General features: G+C 69.1%; 21 protein-coding genes. 8 read left to right on the forward strand and 13 right to left on the reverse strand.

Going from position 1 to position 23,082, the window contains the following annotated elements:
- Positions 1-3: 3 nt before the first annotated feature.
- The 4 genes from ACYQ5L_RS26145 to bioB all read right to left on the reverse strand — a co-directional run bounded on the left by ACYQ5L_RS26145 (position 4) and on the right by bioB (position 3,333).
- The gene (locus ACYQ5L_RS26145) at positions 4-720 is read right to left on the reverse strand and encodes a DUF2567 domain-containing protein (protein WP_459960928.1); all 717 of its coding nucleotides are present in this window, start codon (positions 718-720) and stop codon (positions 4-6) included.
- Complete coding sequence (bsaP, locus tag ACYQ5L_RS26150) at positions 720-992, reverse strand: biotin synthase auxiliary protein BsaP (protein WP_459960929.1); 273 nt, start codon at positions 990-992, stop codon at positions 720-722. Before bsaP ends, ACYQ5L_RS26145 begins: the two co-directional genes overlap by 1 nt.
- The gene (locus ACYQ5L_RS26155) at positions 980-2,191 is read right to left on the reverse strand and encodes an RNA-guided endonuclease InsQ/TnpB family protein (protein WP_459960930.1); all 1,212 of its coding nucleotides are present in this window, start codon (positions 2,189-2,191) and stop codon (positions 980-982) included. Before ACYQ5L_RS26155 ends, bsaP begins: the two co-directional genes overlap by 13 nt.
- Before the next feature lie 104 nt (positions 2,192-2,295).
- Positions 2,296-3,333: a biotin synthase BioB gene (bioB, locus tag ACYQ5L_RS26160; protein WP_379204892.1), complete on the reverse strand. Its 1,038-nt coding sequence runs from the start codon at positions 3,331-3,333 to the stop codon at positions 2,296-2,298.
- A 108-nt stretch (positions 3,334-3,441) separates the two neighbouring features.
- Between bioB and ACYQ5L_RS26165 the strand changes: the two genes are divergently transcribed.
- The 4 genes from ACYQ5L_RS26165 to ACYQ5L_RS26180 all read left to right on the forward strand — a co-directional run bounded on the left by ACYQ5L_RS26165 (position 3,442) and on the right by ACYQ5L_RS26180 (position 7,063).
- On the forward strand, positions 3,442-4,026 hold the full coding sequence (locus ACYQ5L_RS26165; RefSeq protein WP_459960931.1) for a TetR/AcrR family transcriptional regulator C-terminal domain-containing protein: 585 nt from the start codon (positions 3,442-3,444) through the stop codon (positions 4,024-4,026).
- Positions 4,027-4,221: 195 nt separating this feature from the next.
- Positions 4,222-5,253: a FecCD family ABC transporter permease gene (locus ACYQ5L_RS26170; protein WP_459960932.1), complete on the forward strand. Its 1,032-nt coding sequence runs from the start codon at positions 4,222-4,224 to the stop codon at positions 5,251-5,253.
- Complete coding sequence (locus ACYQ5L_RS26175) at positions 5,250-6,041, forward strand: ABC transporter ATP-binding protein (RefSeq protein ID WP_459960933.1); 792 nt, start codon at positions 5,250-5,252, stop codon at positions 6,039-6,041. The genes ACYQ5L_RS26170 and ACYQ5L_RS26175 overlap by 4 nt, the downstream gene beginning before the upstream one ends.
- Positions 6,042-6,043: 2 nt before the next feature.
- On the forward strand, positions 6,044-7,063 hold the full coding sequence (locus ACYQ5L_RS26180; RefSeq protein WP_459960934.1) for an ABC transporter substrate-binding protein: 1,020 nt from the start codon (positions 6,044-6,046) through the stop codon (positions 7,061-7,063).
- Here the strand turns inward: ACYQ5L_RS26180 and ACYQ5L_RS26185 are convergent, their stop codons facing one another.
- The 8 genes from ACYQ5L_RS26185 to ACYQ5L_RS26220 all read right to left on the reverse strand — a co-directional run bounded on the left by ACYQ5L_RS26185 (position 7,064) and on the right by ACYQ5L_RS26220 (position 15,539).
- Positions 7,064-8,212, reverse strand: a complete 1,149-nt coding sequence (locus tag ACYQ5L_RS26185) for an alpha/beta fold hydrolase (protein WP_459960935.1) — start codon at positions 8,210-8,212, stop codon at positions 7,064-7,066. It lies immediately after the preceding gene.
- A 48-nt stretch (positions 8,213-8,260) separates the two neighbouring features.
- Positions 8,261-8,740, reverse strand: coding sequence for an SRPBCC domain-containing protein (locus ACYQ5L_RS26190; RefSeq protein ID WP_459960936.1), 480 nt, complete (start codon positions 8,738-8,740; stop codon positions 8,261-8,263).
- A 62-nt stretch (positions 8,741-8,802) separates the two neighbouring features.
- Positions 8,803-10,047: a sensor histidine kinase gene (locus ACYQ5L_RS26195; protein WP_459960937.1), complete on the reverse strand. Its 1,245-nt coding sequence runs from the start codon at positions 10,045-10,047 to the stop codon at positions 8,803-8,805.
- Positions 10,044-10,733 (reverse strand): response regulator transcription factor, encoded by a 690-nt coding sequence (locus ACYQ5L_RS26200; RefSeq protein ID WP_459960938.1) that lies wholly within the window; start codon positions 10,731-10,733, stop codon positions 10,044-10,046. Before ACYQ5L_RS26200 ends, ACYQ5L_RS26195 begins: the two co-directional genes overlap by 4 nt.
- Complete coding sequence (locus ACYQ5L_RS26205; RefSeq protein WP_459960939.1) at positions 10,730-11,983, reverse strand: DUF1501 domain-containing protein; 1,254 nt, start codon at positions 11,981-11,983, stop codon at positions 10,730-10,732. Before ACYQ5L_RS26205 ends, ACYQ5L_RS26200 begins: the two co-directional genes overlap by 4 nt.
- Before the next feature lie 55 nt (positions 11,984-12,038).
- Positions 12,039-13,256 (reverse strand): DUF1800 domain-containing protein, encoded by a 1,218-nt coding sequence (locus tag ACYQ5L_RS26210; protein WP_459960940.1) that lies wholly within the window; start codon positions 13,254-13,256, stop codon positions 12,039-12,041.
- Positions 13,257-13,698: 442 nt separating this feature from the next.
- Entirely contained in the window at positions 13,699-14,388 is a 690-nt protein-coding gene (bioD, locus tag ACYQ5L_RS26215) for a dethiobiotin synthase (RefSeq protein WP_459960941.1), read from the reverse strand.
- The gene (locus ACYQ5L_RS26220) at positions 14,385-15,539 is read right to left on the reverse strand and encodes an 8-amino-7-oxononanoate synthase (protein ID WP_459960942.1); all 1,155 of its coding nucleotides are present in this window, start codon (positions 15,537-15,539) and stop codon (positions 14,385-14,387) included. The genes bioD and ACYQ5L_RS26220 overlap by 4 nt, the downstream gene beginning before the upstream one ends.
- A gap of 74 nt (positions 15,540-15,613) precedes the next feature.
- Between ACYQ5L_RS26220 and ACYQ5L_RS26225 the strand changes: the two genes are divergently transcribed.
- Entirely contained in the window at positions 15,614-15,925 is a 312-nt protein-coding gene (locus ACYQ5L_RS26225) for a hypothetical protein (protein WP_459960943.1), read from the forward strand.
- Between the two features lie 11 nt (positions 15,926-15,936).
- On the opposite strand, the gene ACYQ5L_RS26230 is transcribed toward ACYQ5L_RS26225, so the two are convergent.
- A complete protein-coding gene (locus ACYQ5L_RS26230; RefSeq protein WP_459960944.1) occupies positions 15,937-17,205 on the reverse strand; it encodes an adenosylmethionine--8-amino-7-oxononanoate transaminase in 1,269 nt (422 codons plus the stop codon).
- A 213-nt stretch (positions 17,206-17,418) separates the two neighbouring features.
- On the opposite strand from ACYQ5L_RS26230, the gene ACYQ5L_RS26235 reads away from it, so the two are divergent.
- The 3 genes from ACYQ5L_RS26235 to treY are packed head-to-tail and all read left to right on the forward strand — an operon-like array spanning position 17,419 to position 23,069.
- Positions 17,419-18,522, forward strand: coding sequence for a bifunctional helix-turn-helix transcriptional regulator/GNAT family N-acetyltransferase (locus ACYQ5L_RS26235; RefSeq protein WP_459960945.1), 1,104 nt, complete (start codon positions 17,419-17,421; stop codon positions 18,520-18,522).
- 9 nt (positions 18,523-18,531) lie between these two features.
- On the forward strand, positions 18,532-20,649 hold the full coding sequence (glgX, locus tag ACYQ5L_RS26240; protein WP_459960946.1) for a glycogen debranching protein GlgX: 2,118 nt from the start codon (positions 18,532-18,534) through the stop codon (positions 20,647-20,649).
- Positions 20,650-20,660: 11 nt separating this feature from the next.
- The gene (gene treY / locus ACYQ5L_RS26245) at positions 20,661-23,069 is read left to right on the forward strand and encodes a malto-oligosyltrehalose synthase (RefSeq protein WP_459960947.1); all 2,409 of its coding nucleotides are present in this window, start codon (positions 20,661-20,663) and stop codon (positions 23,067-23,069) included.
- Positions 23,070-23,082 lie beyond the last annotated feature (13 nt).

Below are 23,082 nucleotides of genomic sequence, written 5' to 3' on the forward strand. Positions count from 1 at the left end.
ACGTCAGCGGGAAGGGTCGGATTCCCGGACCTGGTCCGGCTTCTCGAACGGCACCACCGGATCACGCGGGCCGAATGGCTGCGGGCTCCCCGGATACGGGCCGTAGCTGATGGCGGAGCCGTACTGTCCGGGGGCGGCGATCATCGGCTCCGGGCGCTGACCGCCGAAGGGCAGGAACTGGCCGCTGCCCAGATCGTCGGAGGTGCTCAGCGAGGCCAGTACCAGCACCACGAACGCGGCGAGCAGCGGCTGCACGATGAGCGCCGGCCAGCCTTCGACCGTGGGCGCGAATTCGACGATGGTGTGCACCGCCGGATGCGCGGGCCGGCTGTGCAGCTGCTCGGCGACCGCCTCCCCGACGATGCGCATCAGCCACGCCCCGATCAGCGCACCCGCGAACACGCCCCCCAGCAGCACCGGCCCGCGCATGCTGCGCCAGCGCCAGGCCGCCGCGGTGCCGAGCACCGCGATCACCGCGCCGATGAGGATGAACAGGGCGACCGCGTCGAAGCGGTGCATGCTCTCCCCCGTCAGCGCCGCCCCGCGATCGGGTTCGACCACCAGCAGCTGTTCGGCCGGTGCGAGGAAGGCCCACACCACGCCGCCCGCCATGCTGGCCGCGCAGCCGGCGGCGAACACCGCCGCGGCCGCGCGGCCTTCCCGACGCAATACCCCGGCGCGGGAACCGGACTGCTCCCCCGCGGTGAATGCCGTTGCCACTAGCGGTGTTCCAGGCTCTTGGAGTCGAGCTCCCCGTGCCGGGAGCACTTGGCCCACCAGCCGTCGGGGCTGACCTGGACGATCATCCGCCGCCCGCAGTGCGCACAGAACCGCGGCGGCTCCAAACCCAGTGCGGCCGCGGCCGGCACCGGATCGTCCAGACCCGGAACCACCCGCTTGCCCGTGAAGGGGTTGTAGCGCTCCTCTATGTCCACGACCACCTCTTTGACTTCCTCCTGGCCCTGCAGGGCCAGGTTTCCTACGCGGAGCATGGTTCCTCCGTTCGGTGGGTTCCTGCTTCATCCCCGATTGCTCCGGCAATCCGAAGTCTCACATTAGGTCCACAGGCGTTTTGTCTCTCCGCCAGCCCGGCGGCGAGGAGATTCATGGCCGCGTTGATGTCTCGGTCATGGATCGCACCGCATTCGCACACCCACTGCCGAACATGCAACGGTTTCCGGTCACCGACCAAACCACACGCCGAACAGGTGCGCGTCGACGGGAACCAGCGGTCGATCCTTACAACCTCACGGCCCGACTGGGCCGCTTTCTCCGCCAACAACCGGGTCAAAGTCGCCCACCCGGCGTCGTGGACGGACTTCGCCAACCTGGTACGTGCCAAACCCGATACCGCGAGATCCTCAACGGCCACCACTTGGTTGTCGTGGATGAGCCGCCGAGCGAGTTTGTGGTGATGGTCGAGCCTGGTTTCCCGCACCTTCCGGTTCAGTCGTGCGACCCGTACCCGCGCCTTGTCTCGGTTATGTGAACCCTTTTCCTTCCGAGACAACGCCTTTTGTGCTCGCGCGAGACGACGTTCAGCGCGCCGCAAGTGACGTGGATTGGCGACTTTCTCCGAGCTGCCGTCCGAGTGCGCGATCACCGCAAGATCGTTGAGTCCCAAGTCCACACCGATCGCTGTCTCAGCAGGAGGCAGCGGCGCTTCGTCACGTTCAACCACGAACGAGACGTAGTAACGACCGTCGGCTTCCCTGATCAGGGTGACCGAGGAAGGAGCCGAGGGCAACTCCCTCGACCAGACGAGCTCCACATCCCCGATCTTCGCCAAGCGCACACCGCGTTCAGTAACGGTAAAACCGTTGCGGGTGAAGCGGATCGACTGCCGACTGTCCTTGCGGGACCGGAAACGAGGTGCGCCGACAGCACGGCCCTTCCGTTTCCCCACAACCGAGTCGTAGAAATTGCGGTAGGCGCGGCGCGCGTCCTGACACGCCTGCACCAAGACAACAGCCGACACCTCGGCCAGCCACGACCGCTCCGGCGTGGACTTCGCTTGGGTGACGACGAGTTTCTGAACATCGGTATCGCTGATGCGTTGACCATTGGCGCGGGCATCCTCCCGAGCACGGATCGCATCGTTGTACACCACGCGAGCGCACCCGAACGCCTTTGCGAGCATGCCCTTTTGCCCACCCGTCGGGTAGGCGCGGTAGCGGTATCGGACGAGCACACAGGCACAATAGCCGTGACCTATGACACTCGACGACGAACTCGAACCCGGCAGGATTCCGCTCACCGGCACGGATGGGACCCCTTCTCCACAACCCGCTGCTGTCAGAGGGTTTCGTTCAGCGCCTTGATCGGCATCTTCAGCTCACCCAGCAGATCCAGATCCGCCTCGGCCGGGCGGCCCAGGGTGGTCAGGTAGTTGCCGACGATGACGGCGTTGATACCACCCAGGATGCCCTGTTTGGCGCCGAGATCGCCGAGGGTGATCTCGCGGCCGCCGGCGAACCGCAGAATGGTGCGCGGCAGCGCGAGGCGGAAGGCGGCCACGGCGCGCAGGGCGTCCGCGGCGGGCAGCACCTCGAGGTCGCCGAAGGGGGTGCCCGGACGCGGGTTGAGGAAGTTCAGCGGCACCTCGTCGGGTTCCAGGGTGGCCAGCTGCGCGGCGAATTCGGCGCGCTGCTCCAGCGATTCGCCCATGCCGAGGATGCCGCCGCAGCACACCTCCATACCGGCCTCGCGCACCATGCGCAGGGTGTCCCAGCGCTCCTCCCAGGTGTGGGTGGTGACCACGTTCGGGAAGTGCGACTTGGCGGTCTCGAGATTGTGGTTGTAGCGGTGCACGCCCATGGCGGCCAGCTGGTCGACCTGCTCCTGGGTGAGCATGCCCAGCGAGCACGCCACCTGGATGTCGACCTCGTTGCGAATGGCCTCGACGCCCGCGGCGACCTGCGCCATGAGCCGCGCGTCCGGACCGCGCACGGCGGCCACGATGCAGAATTCGGTCGCGCCGGTCTTGGCGGTCTGCTTGGCCGCCTCGACCAGGCTCGGAATATCCAGCCAGGCCGCGCGTACCGGCGACTGGAAAAGGCCCGACTGCGAGCAGAAGTGGCAGTCCTCCGGGCAGCCGCCGGTCTTGAGGGAGATGATCCCCTCGACCTCGACCTCCGGTCCGCACCACTTCATGCGCACGTCGTGGGCCAGCCCGAGCAGTTCCTCGAGCCGGTCGTCACCCAGCCGCAGCACCTCGAGGGTCTGCTCCTGGGACAGGCCGACGCCCCGCTCGAGCACCTGCTCGCGGGCGATCGCCAGAATGTCTTCGCTTGCCGCACTGTCGGCTTCGGTCCTGACGGCTGCCTGGGTCATGTGCACGAATCCCTTCGTCCGGCCGGATGCGGCCGAGCAACTTGAACGGTGTTCAGGGTAGGCTAGCAGTCCGGAAAGTGAGCCGAAACACGAAGGGCCAGGTTTTCAGTGCAACTGCACCGCACGGACGTCGTCGACGGAGCCATCGCCATCCTGGATCAGTACGGCCTGGCCGATCTGACCATGCGCCGCCTGGCGAGCTCGCTCCACGTCCAGCCCGGTGCGCTGTACTGGCACTTCCCCAATAAACAAGCCCTGCTCGGCGCGGTCGCCGACCGCATCCTCGCCCCCATGGACGAGCCGGTGGAAGCCACCGAATGGTCCACCCAGCTGACCGAACTCGCCCACCGCTTGCGTACCTGCCTGCTCGCCTACCGCGACGGCGCCGAACTCGTCTCGGCCACCTACGCCTCGCGGCTCACCACCAGCAAGGGCCGGGAACGCATGGCGGGCACGGCGATTCGCGCGGGCATGACCCGCGAGGAAGCCGAACTGGCGGCCTACACGCTGCTCTACTACGTGCTCGGCCAGACCGTCGACGAGCAGTCGCGCATCCAGATGGATTCGGCCGGCGCGCTGACCGAGGAGAATTCACCGCTGCACGACACCGTCGACGCGACCGCCCGCTTCGATTTCGGGCTGCAGTTGTTCGTCAGCGGCGTGCGGCATCTGCTGGGAACACGCATCCGCTGATCGCCCCGGCGGCGAACCTGGACCAGACCGCACGGTAGAGTTCGGCGCGTTATCCCTGGCGGGTGCGGGAATCCGGTGTGAATCCGGAACGGTCGCGCCACTGTGATCGAGCGGTCCAGCACCGCCCGAGAGTCAGACCTCCCCCGCCGTGCAGTTGCTCTGGAGAGGCCGCGATTTGCCCGAAGAGGTTCGCTGATGAGCCGTGCCCGCACGTCGATCGTGCTGCCCGCGCTCGGATTGCTCTTGTTCTGCGCGATGGTGATCGCGACCGGATTCGGCGCCGAGAACATTCCCGTCCGGGACGTCGTGGAAGTCCTCACCCACCGGATCACCGGAACGCGCTCCGACATGGGCCTCGACACCATCGTGTGGCAGTTGCGAGTGCCACGGACCGTGCTCGCCGCAATCGTCGGAGCCGGTCTGGCCGTCGCGGGCGCTGCCATGCAGACGCTGGTGCGAAACCCGTTGGCCGATCCCTATCTCTTGGGAGTCTCGTCGGGCGCCAGCACCGGAGCGGCGGCCGTCATCACCTCGGGCGTGTTCGCGGGCGCGGGCCTGTGGGCGCTGTCGGCGGGTGCACTGACCGGAGCCCTGGTCGCCGCCGCGGCGGTGTTCGTGATCGCCCTCGCCCAAGGCGGCCTCACGCCACTGCGTCTGGTCTTGACAGGAACAGTGCTGGCATCGGCCTTCGCGGCATTGAGCAGCTACCTGATCTTCCGCAGCAGCGATCCGGCCGCCGCGCAATCGGTGCTCTTCTGGCTGCTGGGCAGCCTGTCCGGCGCTGACTGGACCCGAATCCTGTTGCCCGCCAGCGTGGTCGCGGTGGCGCTGGCCACGCTGATGCTGGGCGCGAATTGGCTGGACGCGCTCAATATGGGCGCGGATACCGCTGCCTCGGTGGGCATTCCGGTACGAGAACTGCGGATCGCACTGTTCGTGCTGCTGGCCGTCCTGGTCGGGGTGCTCGTCGCGGTATCGGGCTGTATCGGATTCGTCGGACTGGTGGTGCCACACGCCGCGCGCCTGATGGTCGGCCCGCGCCACCGTGCCCTGCTCCCGGCCGCGGCGCTGTGCGGGGCACTGTTCCTGGTGGTCGCCGATGCCGCCACACGAGTGCTCGTGCGTCCGACCGAGATTCCGGTCGGCGTGCTCACAGGGTTGATCGGCGCGCCCGCTTTCCTCCTGCTGATGGGCCGCCGCCGCTACCGTTTCGGAGCGACGGCATGAGCGGCGAGCCCGGTGCGGGTGCGCTCGAGGTGCAAGGGCTGGCGTGCGCCGCGGGGCGGCGGACCGTGGTCGAGGGCGTGAATTTCGTTGTGCGGCCGGGTGAGACCGTGGGGATTGTCGGGCCGAATGGCAGTGGGAAGACGACGCTGTTGCGGACGCTGGCCGGGCTGGTTCGGCCGGTGTCCGGGGAGGTGCTGATCGATGGGCTTGCGCTGCATCGGTTTTCGGGGCGGGAGCGGGCGCGGCGGGTGGCGTTGGTGGCGCAGGACGAGCAGCCGGGGGCGGATCTGCTGGCGGGGGAAGTGGTGGCGTTGGGGCGGACGCCGTATTTGCCGCCGTGGGGCGGGGGTGGGACGGAGGAGCGGCGGGTTGTCGAAGATGCCTTGCGCAGTGTGGATTTGGCGGGGTTCGCGGGGCGGCAGGTGAATCGGTTGTCGGGTGGGGAACGGCAGCGGGTGTTGCTGGCGCGGGCGCTGGTGCAGCGGACGCCGCTGTTGCTGTTGGACGAGCCGACCAATCATCTCGATATCACTCATCAGCTGGAGTTGCTGGCGCTGGCGCGAGGGCTGGGGCGGACCGTGGTCATGAGTCTGCACGATCTGGCGTTGGCGGATCGGTATTGCGATCGGGTGCTCGTCGTCCACGCGGGACGGACGCAGCCGCTCGAACCGCCCGAGATCGCTTTGCGGCCAGAGGTTCTCGACACCGTGTTCGGGGTGCACGCCATTCGCGTGCCGCATCCCGAGACCGGGCTCTCTCATTTGCTCATCACCGCTCGAAAGGCATGATCATGCGAAATCTGACCAGAGTTCTCACCGCCGCCGCAGTGGCGGCCGGCGTGGCGGGGTGTGGCGCGTCCGAGGAGCCGAAGGGCAATCTGACCCTCGCCAATTGTGGCGTCGACACGCAATTCCCGGCGCCCGCCCAGCGACTGTTCGTCAATGACGGCAACCTGATCTCCATGGTGCTGGCGTTGCGAGCGCAGGATCAGATCGCGGCGGTGTCGAGCATCCAGCGCGATGCCGACACCCTGCGCAGGCATTACGGCGATGCCGTGGACAGACTTAATTCCGTTGCACCCGAATACCCGTCGCGCGAGACGGTACTGGCGCAGCGGCCGGATGTGATGGTCGCGGGCTGGAACTACGGCTATTCGGAGGCCACCAACCTCACCCCGGACTCGCTGCGCGCCGCCGGTGTCGCCCCCTACATCCTGACCGAGAGCTGCCGCCAGACCGATGGCCAGCGCGGCATCGTCGACGCGTGGACGGCCCTGGACACCGACCTCACCAATCTGGGTGAGATCACCGGCCATCAGGACCGCGCCGCCGAACTCACCGGCGATATCGACCGCCGACTCGCCGCCCTGCGGGCCGCACCGCAGCCGGAGCGCCGCCCCACGGTGTTCCTGTTCGACAGCGCCTCCGACACCATCTTCACCAGTGGCAAATTCGGTGCGCCGCAGGCGATTCTGGATGCTGCGGGCGCACGCAACGCGCTCGAGGACGTCGAGGACACCTGGACCGCGGTGTCCTGGGAGCGTCTCGCGGCCGCCGATCCGGATGCCATTGTCTTCGTCGACTACCCGCCGCAGACCTTCCAGCAGAAGGTGGATCTGCTGCGCGGCAAGCCGGGCATCCAGAATCTGCGGGCCGTCACCGAGGGCCGGTTCCTCAATCTTCCCTATGCGCTGTGGACCAGCGGTCCGCTGAACATCGATGCGGCCGAGCAGGTTCGGGCGCAGCTGGAGCGGTGGAATCTGGTTCCGGCCTCGGGGATCCGCCCAGCCGCCGACGACACCGTGCGCTGATCAGCGGCCGGTGATGGTGTTCAGCGCGGATTCGCGCTGCACCAGGCGGATGAACGGCACCACCTGCTGTTCGATGGCGGTGTTGTATTCCTCGGGGCGCTGAATCGGGTTGGCGTGGCCGGTGCTTCGCGTGGTGACCACCAGCAGGGTGCCGTTCACGCCGCCGACTCGTTCGATGAGCGCCCGGTGCGAGTAGTCGACGTCCACGATCGGGTCGCGGGCCGAATTGTGCGGCCGGATGAAGACGATGGCGGGCCGGGGTTTGCCGTGGGCGGGGGCGGCGAGGGCGTCCAGGTCGCCCGCCGCGCCGCCGGCCACGATCGCCTTGAACTGCGCCGCGATCAAACCGTTGCTGGCGACATCGGTGCTGAGTATCTTGTCGCGCAGGACTTCCTGGAGCACTTCCTCGAGCCGTTCGCGGCGTATCCCCCAGTGCCCGCCGAGGAAGCGTTCGTGCCGGGCATAGATTTCCACGGCCAGCCGCAGCAGCCGGCTCTCGCGGGCGCCGGGCACCCAGCCCGCCCAGCGCAGCATCTCCTCGCCTTGGTCGCGGCTTTCCGCGCGGACGGCGTGCAGGTCGACCGGCGTGCAATCCAGGATGACCGCCAGCACCTTGCGCGGACTGCCCAGGTGCAGGTGCTTGGCGATCTCCAGGGCGATGACCCCGCCCATACTGTGGCCCGACAGCACGACATTGGGCACCTTCGCCGCCTCGGTGACCTTGACGATGAGGTCGGCGATCACCTTGGTGTCGATACCGTTGTTGTCGTAGCGCACCGCCCATACCGATCCCAGCCGGCTCAGCGCCGGGAGCGCGCGGGCCGTGTCGGTGGCGTCCAGGACGCCGAGTCCCACCAGATCGAAGACCACGGTATCGACCGCCCGCAGCTCCGCGGGCGCCCGGATCGGCACCACCGCCGGTTCGGTGCGCGCCAGCCGCGCGCGCTCGGGAGCCACGTCCCATTCCCAGTACTGCCCGAACAGCCCCAGCGCGATGAGCGGAATCAGCCCGGCGCGCAGCAGCATCCGCCGCGTGCGCCCCCACCGTCGCCACTGGTGGCCGAGCCGCGTCTCGCGCAGGCGCGAGCGCCGCCGCTCATCGTCGTACTCGGCGGGCATGGACGGATACGGGTAATCCGGCAACGCCATACCAAACCAGCGTAGGCACGAAGCGTCGCCGTTTCAGCCGCGCCGGGCTCAGCTCTGCGGGGTCTCCGGCGCCGAGCGCTCCGCCAGCTCGGCGAGTTTCGCCAGCGACATGCGGAAACCGACTTCATTCTCCGTGGCGGACAATCCGGGCGGCAGATTGTCGTGCCGGGCCATGACGCGGGTGCCGCCCGGCTCGTCGATCAGGGTGTAGGTAATGGTCATCTCGCCCTGTAGCCGCGGGTCGTCGGTTTCGAACTCGACGACCTGGACGACTTCGGTATCGGGTACCAAGCGGGTGAAGGTGCCGTGGAAGGTGTCGGTGCGCGCGGCGGTCTGCCCGGTCCCGGTGGGAACGTCGTAGGTCAGCGATATCCGGAATCGCCCGCCCACATACGGATTGAATTCATGAATCCGGCTGGTCATGCCGTCCGGAACCAGCCAGGTCCGCACCGACCGCGCATCCAGCAGCGCCCGAAAGACATTCGGTCGCAGTGCACTCACGAACCGCTCGACATGCGTGGAGGTCACATGCGTCACCATACGCCGGACCGAACCGCCGCCCGGGCAGGTTCGGAGTACTCGTGCGCTGGTCAGGCGCCCGGCACCGGCGGCAGGGTGAAGGTGGCGAGGGTCCCGCCGCCGGTGGCGGATCCGATTGTCACGGAACCGGAATGCACCTGCGCCACCCAGCGCACGATGGACAGTCCGATGCCGTGCCGCCCGTCCGCGCCGGTCACGCCGCGCTGGAACGGATCCGGCAGCGCGGGGTCCACGCCCGGACCGTGGTCGCGCACGGTCACCCGGCCCGCGCGCACGCCCACCTCGATCGGCAGCGCGCCGTGCACCAGCGCATTGTCGATGAGGTTGCGGACGGCCAGGGCCAGCAGATCCGGATCGGCGAGGACCTGCGTCGGTTCGGTCTCCACCCGGATGCCGTCGTTGCCGCATTCGGCGACCACGCCCTCGACCAGCTGATCCAGCCGCAGCCGCTGCGGATCGAGTTCGCCGAGCCCGGTTTCGGTGCGGGTGCGGGCGAGCAGTCCGGTGACGAACCGGCCCATCCGGTCGGTGAGCGCGCGGGCATCGGTGACCGCGCGCCGGGTGTCGTCCGGATCGCGCAGCGCGGCATCGAGATACAGGCGCAGGGTGGCCAGCGGGGTGCGCAGTTCGTGCGCGGCGTCGGAGAGGAAGCGTTCCTGTTCGTCGAGCATGCGGACCGCCGGGCGCATGCTCGCCCCGGACAGCAGATGCCCGGCGCCGGCGGCCAGCGCGATGAGCGCGAGCCCGCCGAATTCGAGGGCCAGCACCAGGCGGCGGTGATCGCGTTCCTCTGGTCCCGGATCGGTGGCGGCGAAAACCACCGCGCCGACGGTGTATTCGTCGTACCAGACCGGGGTGGCCGCCACCCGGGTCCGGTTCCCGGATCGGTCGGTGCGGGTGCTCAGCACCGTCTCCTCCGCGTCGGCCGCCTCCTCCGCCGCGCCGAGCAAATCGTCGGGCAGCGCCGGGCGCTGATGCGCGAACCGCTCCTGCCACGGCCCATCGGGTGTGCGCGCCACCACCGCGACGGCGATCTCGCCCTGGGACAGGTCGTCGTAGCGCACCGACTCGAGATCGACGCTGTCGTCCTCGTTCCAATACACCACGCGCGCCAGCCCGGTGACGACCCGATCGACGCTGTCGTCGAGGGCGCGGTTACGGGAGCGCTCGTCGATGCCGGCCGCCACGACGCCCAGCACGATCAGGCAGATGGCGGTGATCGCGGTGAACAATGCCGTCAGCAGCAGCCGGGTGCGCCGCAGCCGGCCCGGCGTGGTCGGCCGCCCGGCGCTCATGACGCGATCGTGAAACCGGCGCCGCGCACGGTTTCGATGAGCGGCGGTTCCCCGAGTTTGCGCCGCAGCTGGGCGATCACCACATCGACCACATTGGAGGCGGGTTCGGCCATTTCGTCCCAGCAGCATTCGATGAGCTCGGCCCGGCTGACCACGGTGCCCGCGCGTACGGCCAGCAGTTCCAGGACGCCGAACTCCTTGGGCGTCAAGGTGAGCAGCACGCCCGCGCGATGCACCCGGCGGCGCGGGCGGTCCACCACGAGGTCGCCGACCACGGTGCGGGTCGGGGCGGGCAGTTCCCGGCGCCGGCACAGCGCGCCCACCCGGGCGGCGAGCTCGTCCATGGCGAAGGGTTTGACGACATAGTCGTCCGCGCCGTGCGCGAAGCCGTCGAGGCGATCGGCCAGGGCGTCGCGGGAGGTGAGGATGAGCACCGGTGTGCGCTGCCCGGACTCGCGCTGGGCGCGCACCAGGTCCAGGCCGTCGCCATCGGGCAGGCCGCGGTCGATGACCAGGCAGTCGTAGGAGTTGACCGCGATCTTCAGGTCGGCGTCGGCGTAGTCGCGGGCCAGATCGGTGGCGAACCCGGCGGCGCGCAGCCCCGCGGCGACCTCGTCGCCGAGCTCTCGATCGTCTTCGCACACCAGTACCCGCACCTGCGCCATTACAGCACTGCCCGGATTCACGCGGCCACCACGCCCGGCAGGGGCCGCGGCGCACCCGGCAGGACGTCACCGGCGGGCACCCCGAACCAGCTCTCGGCGATGGTGGCGTAGAACTCGGTCATGTTGACGGTGGCGCGCAGATTGTCCTCGGCGTCGAGGGTCCGCAGGGAGGGCTGCTCACCGAAGACGCCCGCATTCGCAGGGCCGAGCAGCAAGGCGGTTCCGGCCGCCCCGTGGTCGAGACCGTCCGAACCGTTGTCCGGGACGCGGCGGCCGAATTCGCTGTAGGCGGCGATGAGCACCCGATCGGCGATACCGCGCGCGGCGAGATCCGCGCGCAACGCCGCCAGCGAGGCGTCCAGATCGCTCATGAGTTCCGCGTATCGCGCCGGATGGTCGGTGTGCGTGTCGAAGTCCGCGCCCATGGGCACGTGCACGATGCGCAGGCCGTGGTTGTCATCGGCGAGTAGCCTTGCGGCCAAACGCAATTGGATTCCCAGATCACTGTCCGGATAACCGTCGGCAGCCGGAGACAGTGTGGCGGCCACATCCGAGAACCGCAGCGCCGCAGCGCTTCCAGCACGCGCGGCGGCGAACAGCGGTGCATCGGCACGATCGGGGTGAGCCATGGCCCGCTGCGCCGCCAGCCAGGCGGCGCGCACGTTCTCATCCTCGAAAACCGGGAACAGCCCGTCGTTTCCGGCATCCACCGAGAGCGTGGTGACGCGTTCACACGCCAGCGCCTGCGTCGCCCCGATACCGAGCGCCACGCCGACCGCGGGCGCGCTCGGGTCGCCGAGGTGATCGCACAAGCGGCCCAGGAATCCGGTCCCCGGCCGCACGGTGCCCTCCGGGTCGCCGGTCTGCCAGCGGTGCAGCATTTCGAAGTGCGAGAGATCGGGTTTCGCGATCCCGACACCGGGCACCACCGCGACTCCGGAGGCCGCGAGCTTGGACAGCTCCGGGTGCAGGCCGAGCGTGGCATCGAGGGGGTGGACCCGTTCGGCGGATATCGCCGTCGCGCGCCGCAGGTCACGGTAGCGGGAATCGTTGTAGGGCACGGTCATCGACAGCCCGTCGCTCCCGCCGGCCATCTCGATCACCAGCAGGCGGCGGTGTTCGAGCGCCGCCGCGCGCACGGGTGGCGGCGGAGTCCACGCCGAGGGCGCCTCCCGCCCGAGCAGCCCGTGCGCGGCGAGCCCGCCCGCCACACCGGCCATTCCGACGCCGAGACCCGCGCGCAGCACGGTCCGGCGATCCACGGCGATCATGCGAATTCCTTTCCATGACAAGGCGGTCGGCAGGGCGGGATCCGGGGGCAGGGCATCACGCGAGCACGAATTCCGGTGCCGTGAGCACGAGGGCGAGCAATGCGGTCGCGGCCTGCTCCGGCTCGCGCCGCAGCTCGAAGACCAGGTCCCGGGCCGCCACCGCGGTCGCGGGCGTCGGATCGTAGATTCCGGCCCGCGCGAAGGCGACGGCCACCGGGTCCGAGGCTCCGGCGATCTCCTCGACGGCGGGTGCGTTCACCGCCAGCGCGGCCCGCGCGACCGCCGCGCCCGGAACCAGCCAGCGGACCGACGGCCAGCCCGCCACATTCGGCGGATAGAACGGCGACTGCCCGAGCGCGGTCATGGTGTCGAAAGCCGCTGCTGGATCGTCGATTCCGCACATGGCGAAGGCGGCGGTCACCCATTCCACCGGATAGCGCGGCCGAGCCCGGACCGCCGACAGGAAGGACGCATCGCGCAGAATCGCCTCCACCAGAGGCCGAATCCCCAACCGCGCCTGCACGAATACCGTGGCCAGCTCCCCTACCCGCTGATCCGACGGCGACTGCCCGACCAGGAACTCGTACAGTTTCCCCGCCACGAACCGAGCGCACTCGGGCCGATCACACAGTGCGTCGACCACATCGTGCACGTCGATGACCGACCGGCCCAGTAGTGGCACCGCCCTCGAATTCCCGCCGTCCGGATCGAATATCACCTGACCATCGGAGTCCACATCCCACCCGGACATCGCCGTTGCCGCGCCCCGCACGTCCTCCTGCGAGTAGTTCCCCCGCCCCAGCGTGAACAACTCCAGGAGTTCCCGAGCATGGTTCTCGTTCGGCCCCGACGCCACCGACCCGGCCCCGTCCAGCCACTGCAACATGGCCCCGTCCACCGTGATCGCCTGCGCCAGCTCCCGGAAGTTCCCCAGCGCATGCCGCCGCAACAGCACATGCTGCCGCCACATCAGCTCCCACGTCTCGACCTTGTCGTGACTGGAAGTGAAGTGCCCGTGCCAGAACCACACCAGCTTCTCGTGCACCCCCGCCGCCGGATCGGCCATCGACCGCAGCCAGCGAAACACCGGCCCGTCCTCCCCCGTGTCGGCCTCCTCGTCGAACACCGGATCCGAGGGCAGCAACGGCGGCGCCGACAACACTTCCGCGATCGCCGCCTCCGCCCCGCGCCCGGCCAGCTTCTCGGTCTGCCCCGGAAACGGCCCGAAAGTAGTGCGTCGCAAGATATGCGCCACGGCCGCCAGCTCATCCACGCTCTCACCGTGGCAGACGGCTCATTAGGAAATCATGAGCCCGTTCGCGGCCGCGACTCCTGAGCGCCGCCGCGCCTAGAGCACTGCCGCACCCTAGAGGCACCGCCGCGCCCTAGAGGCACCGCCGCGCCCTAGAGGCACCGCCGCGCGCCCTCCGAGCACCGCCGGGCTCCTGAACGCCGCCGCGGCTCCTGAGCACAGCACAGGTTCCCGGCGCCGCAGATGCTCCGCACGGTAGCGGCTGCCGATCCCCCGGGGCCCGACGGCCCCGGTCATTCCGGGATGACGGGAGCGGGAGGACAAGAGGCGGAGGCAGTCGGCGAGGCGGACAGTCGGCGGACAGTCGGCGGGCGGACGGCGGGCGGACGGACGGTGGGCGGACGGCGGGCGGACGGACGGACGGCGGGCACACATCGGGTGGGTGAGCTGCCGGGTTACGCGCTCAGTTGCCGGGATTCAAGTGCCGGGCGGTCCAGGCGGGGTCGAACCAGTTGGGGGCCACGGTGGTGAACAGTGGTGTGGGCCAGGTGCCCGCGCCTTCGGGCAGGGTGCCGACGATGTCGAAGCCGGTGACGGCGGGGAGGTCGGTGCGGTTGCATTCGGCGGCGAGGTCCGGATGGGTGGGCCAGGAGCCGATGATCAGGCCCGCGCAGTGCACGCCTGCGGATTGGAGGGCGCGGGTGGTCAATTCGGTGTGGTTGAGGGTACCGAGACCGGCGGCGGAAACGACTACGACCGGGGCGTCGAGCTTTTGGGCGAGGTCGAGCAGGGTGAACTCGCCCATGCGGACGAGCAGGCCGCCCGCGCCCTCCACCAGGGTGAGGTCGGCGTCACCGCACGCTTCGATGGCGGCCGCCGTTTCGGAGAGCGTCAGCAGGGGTTCGCCGCAACGGCGAGCGGCGGTGTCGGGGGCGAGCGGGTCCGGATAGCGGGCCAGCTCGACGGTGCGGGTGACGCCGGACAGGCGGGTGATCACCTCGAGGTCCCCGGGTTCGCCCGGGGTCACGCCGGTTTGGGCCGGTTTGCAGACGGCGACCTCGGCGCCCGCCGCGCGGGCGGTGGCGGCCAGGGCGGCGGTGACGATGGTCTTGCCGACATCGGTGGATGTGCCGGTGATCAGGAGAATGCTCACGCTGGGACTGCCCTCCGGTTGCGTGCGTCGGCGAGGACCTTACCGAGAATCGTTGCGATGGTGGCCAGTTCCGCCTCGGTCAGATTGGCGCGGGCGGTCAGGCGCAGGCGGGAGGTGCCCTCGGGGACCGACGGGGGCCGGAAGCAGCCGACGCTGAGTCCTTCGGCGCGGCAGGCCCGGGCGGCGTCGTAGGCGACCTGGGCGTCACCCAGCACGACCGGGACGACGGCCGAATCCGGTTGGGGCACACCGGCGATACGGGCCAGTTCGGCGGCGTGGTCGAGCACGCGGGTGGCCAGGTCAGGGTCGCGGCGCAGAACCGCGAGCGCCGCGCGCGCCGCGCCGACGGCGGCGGGGGCCAATCCGGTGTCGAAGATGAAAGTGCGCGCGGAGTCGATCAGATGGGCGCGCACGCGTTCACTGGCGAGCACTGCGCCGCCCTGCGCGGCGAAGGACTTGGACAGCGTCGCGGTAACGACCAGATCGGGTTCGCCGGCGAGACCGGCTTCGTGGACCAGGCCACGACCGCCGGCACCGCGCACACCGAGCCCGTGCGCTTCGTCGACGAGCAGGACCGCGCCGTTCGCCCGAGTCACACGGTGCAGCTCCGCCAGCGGAGCGAGATCGCCGTCAGCGCTGAACACCGAATCCGTCAGCACCAGAGCGCGTTCCTCGCGGCGCTCGGCCAGCAACCGGTCGACCGCGGCCGTATCGCAGTGCGGGGCGATCTCCACGCGGGCGCGCGAGAGCCGGCAGGCGTCCACCAGGGAGGCGTGGCTGCCCGCGTCCGAGACCACCAGCGCGCCGCGCCCGGCCAGTGCGGTGACCGCGCCCAGGTTCGCGGCATAGCCGGTGGAGAAGACCAATCCGGCTTCCGCACCCACGAATTCGGCCAATTCGGACTCAAGCTGTTCGTGCTCGGTGGTGGTGCCGGTGACGAGGCGGGATCCGGTGGCCCCGGCGCCCCAGCGGCGCACGGCCGCAATGGCCCCTTCGATCACCTCCGGGTGGTGCACCAGCCCGAGGTAATCGTTGGAGGCCAGGTCGATTGCCGCCGATTCCGGTGCGCGGGCGCGCAGCTCGCGGCGCAATCCGGCGTCGACGCGTGCGGCGGCGCGTTCGTCCAACCAGTTCAAAGGATCGGCACTCACAGCTCGGAAGCATACTTGAACGGCGTTCAGGACGGGAGCCCGGACTATGCTGGAAGGCATAAGGAGGCTGCGCGATGCCACGATGGGCAATAGTGGTCGAGCAGACGACCGGCTTCGGTGACAGCAAGAGTTGGTCACCGAAGGTTCTCACCGAGGTTGTGGGCACCCGCGAACAAGCCCTCGCGAAAGTGCCCGATCTCGTCAAGAAATTCATTCCCGATCATCCGAAGATGATCAGCCGCCGCACCCTCCTGCGCGACGGCGACACCTTCATGCTGATCGCCCGGGGTTGGTCCGATGACTACCACTGCGTATTCCGGGTATGGGAAGTGCTGTCGGACAGCGAGAATCCCGACCGAGTCAAGGAGAAACGCGTCAACCGCTGAGCGCGAGCGGGTCACACGGCAGCAGCCGCGAGCATGGCCGTGGTGATCCGACCGATGTCTTCGGTGGAGCTGATGAACGGCGGCATGCTGTAGATCAGGTTGCGAAAGGGCCGCAACCACGCACCGGACTCGACCGCGGCATGAGTCGCCTTGCGCATGTCCACCGGATGATCGAGTTCGAGCACGCCGATCGCGCCGCACACCCGCGCCTCCACGACGCCGGGCAGTTCCCGTGCGGGCGCGAGGCCTGCGAGCAGTTCGGATTCGATGCGGCGCACCTCGCCCCGCCAATCCCGCGACAGCAGTAGCTCGATGGACGCCACCGCGACCGCGCAGGCGAGGGGGTTGCCCATGAAGGTCGGGCCGTGCATGAGACCGCCGTGCCCGCGGCTGATGGTCTCGGCGATCTCGGTGGTGCACAGGGCGGCGGCCAGGGTCAGGTAGCCGCCGGTGAGGGATTTGCCGACGCACATGACGTCGGGCCGCACACCGGCCTGCTCGGCGGCGAAAAGCGTTCCGGTGCGGCCGAATCCGGTGGCGATCTCGTCGAAGACCAGCAGCACGTCGTGCTCGTCGCAGAGCCGGCGCAGGTCGGCGAGATAGCCGGGGTGATGGAAACGCATACCGCCCGCGCCCTGCACCACGGGTTCCACGATGACCGCGGCCAATTCGTGCGCGTGCGCGGCGATCACCCGCTCCAGCTCGGAGACGTACTGCGGCTCATAGTCTTTCGGCGGCATGGGCGCGAAGACCTGCGGGGCGAGCACATCGGTCCACAGCGAGTGCATGCCGCCGTCGGGATCGCACACGCTCATCGGGGTGAAGGTGTCGCCGTGATAGCCGCCGCGCCAGGTGAGCAGCCGCTGTTTCCGGGGGCGGCCCAGCGCGCGCTGATATTGCAGGCACATCTTCACCGCGACCTCCACCGACACCGAACCGGAGTCGCAGAGGAAGACCTTCTCCAGGCCCTCGGGGGTGAGCTGCACCAGCAGCTGCGACAGCCGCGCGGCCGGTTCGTGGGTGAGCCCGCCGAACATCACGTGACTCATGCGCCGCGACTGCTCGAGGAGTGCGGCGTCCAGCACCGGATGCCGGTACCCGTGGATGGCGGCCCACCACGAACTCATGCCGTCGACGAGCTCGCGGCCGTCGCCGAGGGTGAGCCGCGTTCCGGAGGCGGAGGCGACCACCAGCGGTTCGGTCGTCGCGGGAAATCCGCCATAGGGATGCCACACGTGCGCGGCGTCGATGGCGGTGATCTCGTCGGTACTCAGTGCCACGGGCAGTCCTTCGTCGGCAACCAACCTTGAACGCCGTTCAAGTTACCACCAACCGGGTCCGTTGCGTCCAGACCGAGGTATTCTTTGACAAAGTCAAACGATTGGAGCGTCATGCAGAACTCCAACTCTCCGGTGCCTCTCAGGGGCTTCGCCCCCGAACCCCCCACGGCGGCCCGCGCGGCCGGCGCCCCCGAACCTCCCACAACCGCCCATGTGGCCGACGCCCCCGCCACCGCCCACGCGGGCGAAGCACCAACCACCGCCCATGCGGGCGAGGCGGCAACCACAGCCCACGCGGGCGAGGCGGCAACCACAGCCCACGCGGGCAAGGACCCAATCACAGCCCGGGCGGGCGGGGCGCCGGCGACCGCCCGTGCGGTCGACACCTACGAGATCGCCGCCGTTCGCGACTTCAACCGGCGGTACACGCGAGTCATCGGCGTGCTGCGGGAGGGGCTCGTCGATACACCGTTCTCGCTCACCGAGGCGCGAATCCTGTTCGAGCTGGCCAGTTCCGGGCCGTGGGAAGTGGTGACGCTGCGGCAGACGCTCGGGCTGGATCCGGGATATCTCAGCCGGATCCTGGCGCGGTTCGAGAACGACGGGCTGATCGAGCGGCGGCGGGCCGAGCGGGATCGCCGGGTGCAGGAGGTGCAGCTCAGTGAACGCGGGTGGGATGTGTTCGCCGAGCTGGACGAACGGTCCAGCCGGGATGCGGCGAACCTGCTGGAGGCGCATGCGCCGACCGACCGGGATCGGCTCATCGGGGCGATGCGGACCATCGAGCGCATCCTGGAACCGGAGACCGACGCTGCGGACGTCACGCTGCGCGAACCGCTGCCGGGGGATCACGGGTGGGTGATCCAGCGCAATGCGGCGCTGTACGCGGCGGAGTACGGGTGGGACGGCGAGTACGAGGCGCTGGTCGCGCGCATCGTCGCCGACTTCCTGAATTCCCGTGACCCGCAACGGGAACGGATGTGGGTCGCCGAACTCGACGGCGAACCGGTCGGCGCGGTGTACTGCATGAAGGAGTCCGACACCACCGCCCGGCTGCGGCTGCTGCTGGTGGAGCCGTCGGCGCGCGGGCACGGCGTGGGCAGCGCGCTGGTGGACGAATGCCTGCGTTTCGCCGCCGCGGCCGGTTACGCCGAGATCGTGCTGTGGACCAATGACGTGCTCACCGCCGCCCGCCGCATCTACGAGCGCGCCGGATTCGAACTGGTCGAGGCGAATCCGCACCACAGCTTCGGCGCCGATCTGGTGGGCCAGACCTGGCGCAGGGGGCTCGAACCGGAGGCCCGGCCGGACCGATAGTGTCTGGGCATGGCTCCCGCGACTCCCAGCACGGCACCGCTCGGCGTGTGGCCGGGGACCGCGTACCCGCTGGGCGCCACCTACGACGGGGCGGGCACCAACTTCTCGCTGTTCTCCGAGGCGGCCAAGCGGGTGGAGCTGTGCCTGATCGGGGAGGACAACCGGGAGACGCGGATAACCCTGGACGAGGTGGACGGTTTCGTCTGGCACGCCTATCTGCCGGGGATCGCGCCGGGTCAGCGGTACGGGTTCCGCGTGCACGGGCCCTACGATCCGGCTCGGGGGCTGCGCTGCGATCCCAGCAAACTGCTGCTCGATCCCTACGGCAAGGCCTTCGGCGGCGATTTCGGGGCCGATGCCGCACCGTACAACCACGGGCAGAACACCCTCGGCCACACCATGACCGGGGTGGTGATCAACCCGTATTTCGACTGGGCCGACGACCGCTCGCCCAAGCGGCCGTATCACGAGACGGTCATCTACGAGGCGCACGTGAAGGGCATGACCCGCACCCATCCCGAGGTGCCGCCGGAGCTGCGCGGGACCTTCGCGGGCATGGCGCATCCGGCGATCATCGAGCACCTGAAGAGCCTGGGCGTCACCGCCGTCGAGCTCATGCCGGTGCACCAGTTCCTGCACGATCGCGTGCTGCTCGATCGCGGGCTGCGAAACTATTGGGGCTACAACAGTTTCGGCTACTTCGCCCCGCATCGGGAGTATGCCGCCAACGGCTCGCCCGGCGCGGCGGTCACCGAGTTCAAGGCCATGGTGCGCGCGCTGCACGCCGCCGATATCGAGGTCATTCTCGATGTGGTCTACAACCACACCGCCGAGGGCAACGAGTTCGGACCCACCATCAGCTTCCGCGGTATCGACAATGCCGCGTATTACCGTCTGGTGGACGACGATCCGCAGCACTACATGGATTACACCGGCACCGGCAACAGCCTCAATGTGCGCCACCCGCACACCTTGCAGCTGATCATGGATTCGCTGCGCTACTGGATCCTCGACATGCACGTGGACGGCTTCCGCTTCGATCTGGCCGCCACCCTCGCGCGGGAGCTGCACGATGTGGACCGGTTGGCCACCTTCTTCGATCTGGTGCACCAGGATCCGGTGGTGAGCCAGGTGAAACTCATCGCAGAACCCTGGGATGTCGGCGAGGGCGGCTATCAGGTCGGCAATTTCCCGGCACACTGGACGGAGTGGAACGGGAAATACCGTGACACCGTGCGTGATTACTGGCGCGGGCAGCCGGCCACGCTGGGCGAGTTCGCCTCCCGGCTCACCGGCTCCTCGGACCTGTACGAGGCCACCGGCCGCCGCCCCGGCGCCAGTATCAACTTCGTCACCGCGCACGACGGGTTCACCCTCGCGGATCTGGTGTCCTACAACGAGAAACACAATGCCGCCAATGGCGAGGGCAATCGTGACGGCGAGACCTACAACCGCTCCTGGAACTGCGGCGCGGAGGGGCCCACCGACGATCCGGAGATCCTCGCCCTGCGCGCCCGGCAGGTCCGCAATCTGCTCGCCACGCTGCTGGTGTCGCAGGGCACGCCCATGCTGCTGCACGGTGACGAGCTGGGCCGCACCCAGCGGGGCAACAACAATGCCTACTGTCAGGACTCAGCACTGTCGTGGATGGACTGGTCGCTCATGGAAACCAATGCCGAGCTGCTCGAATTCACCCGGCGCGCAGTCGCTTTGCGCACCGCGCACCCGGTGTTCCGGCGCCGCCGGTTCTTCGACGGCCGGCCCGCGCCCGATCACGACCATCCCGATGACATCGCCTGGTTCACCCCGGCCGGCGCCGAGATGACCGATGCCGACTGGGAGACCGGATTCGGCCGCTCGCTCACCGTCTTCCTCAATGGCGACGGCATTCGCGAGCCCGGGCCGCGCGGTGAGCACATTACCGACGACTCGTTCCTGCTGTGCTTCAACGCCCACGACGCCGCCCTCGGCTTCACCCTGCCCGATGCCGATCACGGGGCCGGGTGGACGGTGGCGCTGGACTGCTCCACCCCCACAGGCGAACCATCAGCAAACACAACGCACCCGGCGGCGTCCACCGTCGAAGTCCCCGCACGCTGCCTGCTCGTCCTCCGCCGTACGGCATGATTCATAGCGCCATGACCAGCACGCCCGAACACCACACCGACCCCATCGCCCGGCAGACCCCGGTGCGCAGCACCTACCGGCTGCAACTGCGCCCGGACGGCCTGACCTTCGCCGATGCCCGCGCCATCGCCGAATACCTGCAGCAGCTGGGCATCTCGCACCTGTACCTGTCGCCGGTGATGACCGCCGTGCGCGGCTCCACGCACGGGTACGACGTCACCGATCCCACCTCGGTCGCGGCCGGGCTGGGCGGGCCCGCCGGATTCAAGGCGCTCGCCGACGAGGTACGCGGCCGCGGCATGGGACTGATCGTGGATCTGGTGCCCAACCATGTGGGCGTGGCCGATCCGCGGCAGAATCCGTGGTGGTGGGATGTGCTGACGCACGGCAAGGATTCCAAGTACGCGCACTACTTCGATATCGACTGGAGCCCGGCCAATGGCGCGGGCGGGCGCATCGCGCTGCCGGTGCTGGCCAATGAGAACGATCCGGCGGCGCTGACGGTCGACCGCAGCGGGCTCGAACCCATGCTGGCGCTGCACGATATGCGCTTCCCCATCGCGCCCGGCACCGATGGCGAGAATGCGCTGCGCATTCACGACAAGCAGCACTACCGGCTGGTCAACTGGAAATCCGGGCTGTGCGGATACCGGCGCTACTTCACCGTGGGCTCCCTCGCGGCCATCCGGCAGGAGGATCCGGCGGTCTTCGAGGCCACCCATCGGGAGCTGGCCGCCTGGTGCGAACACGATCTCATCGACGGCGTGCGGGTGGACCATCCCGACGGGCTGGCCCGGCCCGCGGCCTATCTGAAGCAGTTGCGCAAGCTCATCGGACCGCATCGGCTGCTGCTGGTGGAGAAGGTGCTCTCGCACAGCGAACCGCTCGACGCCACCCTGCCCATCGACGGCACCACCGGGTACGACGCCCTCGCCGATATCGGGGCCGTGCTCATCGATCCCGACGGCGCCAAGCAGATGACCGAGCTGTCCCGCCAGTTCGCCGGGCACGGCAGCGACCGGTCCTGGTTCGCGGAGAACGAGCACCGCATCAAGCGCGCCGTCGCCGAGACCATGCTGGTGCCGGAGGTGCGCCGGCTGGTCGCGGCCATCAAACGCGATGCGCGCACCGAGGCCTGCGACACCATGGCGCTCACCAATGCCACCATCGAGGTGCTGTCGTTCATGCCGGTGTACCGCACCGATTACGCGCCGCTGGCCGGGACGGTGTCCGCCGTGGTGGCCGAGGTGGCGCGGCGCAATGGCGAGCTCATGCCACCGCTGCAGGTGCTGACGACGGCGCTGGCGGTGAACGGCGAGGCCGCCGTCCGCTTTCACCAGGTGGGCGGGGCGATCACCGCCAAGGCGGTCGAGGACACCATGTTCTACCGCGCCGCGCGGCTGGTGTCGCTGCAGGAGATGGGCGCGAATCCGGCCCGATTCGGTTGCACCCCGGTGGAATTCCATCTCGCCAATGCCGAGCGCGCCACCCGCTGGCCCGCCACCATGACCACGCTGTCCACCCACGACACCAAGCGCGGCGAGGATGTGCGCGCCCGCATCGGCCTGCTCTCGCAGGTGGCCGATATCTGGGCGCGGGCGGTCTCGGCGTGGAACGACATCGCGCCCGGGCCCGACGGCGCGACCACGATCTTCCTGTTGCAGAACATGTTCGGCATCTGGCCCGCCGATGGCCGGCCCGCCGCGGCCGTGCCCGGATTCCGGGATCGGGTGCATCAGTTCGCGGAGAAGGCGGTTCGCGAGGCCGGCACCCAGTCCTCCTGGGAGGAACCGGATGTCGAGTTCGAATCCGCGGTGCACCGCTGGATCGACACCGTCATCGATGGACCGGTCGGCGCCGAACTCGGGGAACTGGTCGCCGATTACGCGCCGTTCGCCTGGTCGGAGGCGCTGGCGCAGAAGCTGCTGCAACTGTGCGGCCCCGGCATCCCCGATGTCTACCAGGGCGCCGAGCTGTGGGAGGACTCCCTCGTCGACCCCGACAACCGCCGCCCCGTCGACTTCACCCACCGCTCCCTGCTGCTGCAATCGCTCACCGGCACACCGGATCTGGATCCCTCCGGCGCGGTCAAGATGTGGATCGTGGCCTACGCCCTGTGGTTGCGCCGGGAACGCCCGGAATGCTTCGTCGGCGGCACCTACACTCCCCTCTTCGCCAACGGTGATCAAGCCGGCCACTTCCTCTCCTACGCGCGCGGCCGCACAGGCGAGATGCCCGAGGTGATCGTGGCCGTCACCCGCCACACCATCCGCCTCGACGAGGCCGGCGGCTGGGGCGACACGGTCCTCGACCTCCCGCAAGGACATTGGACCGACCGCCTCACCGGACACACCTTCTCCGGCCGCTCCCGCCTGGAAAAACTCTTCGCCCGCCTCCCGGTCGCCCTACTTGTGCGCTAACCACGACTCCTGC

The organism is Nocardia sp. IFM 10818, assembly GCF_054655275.1.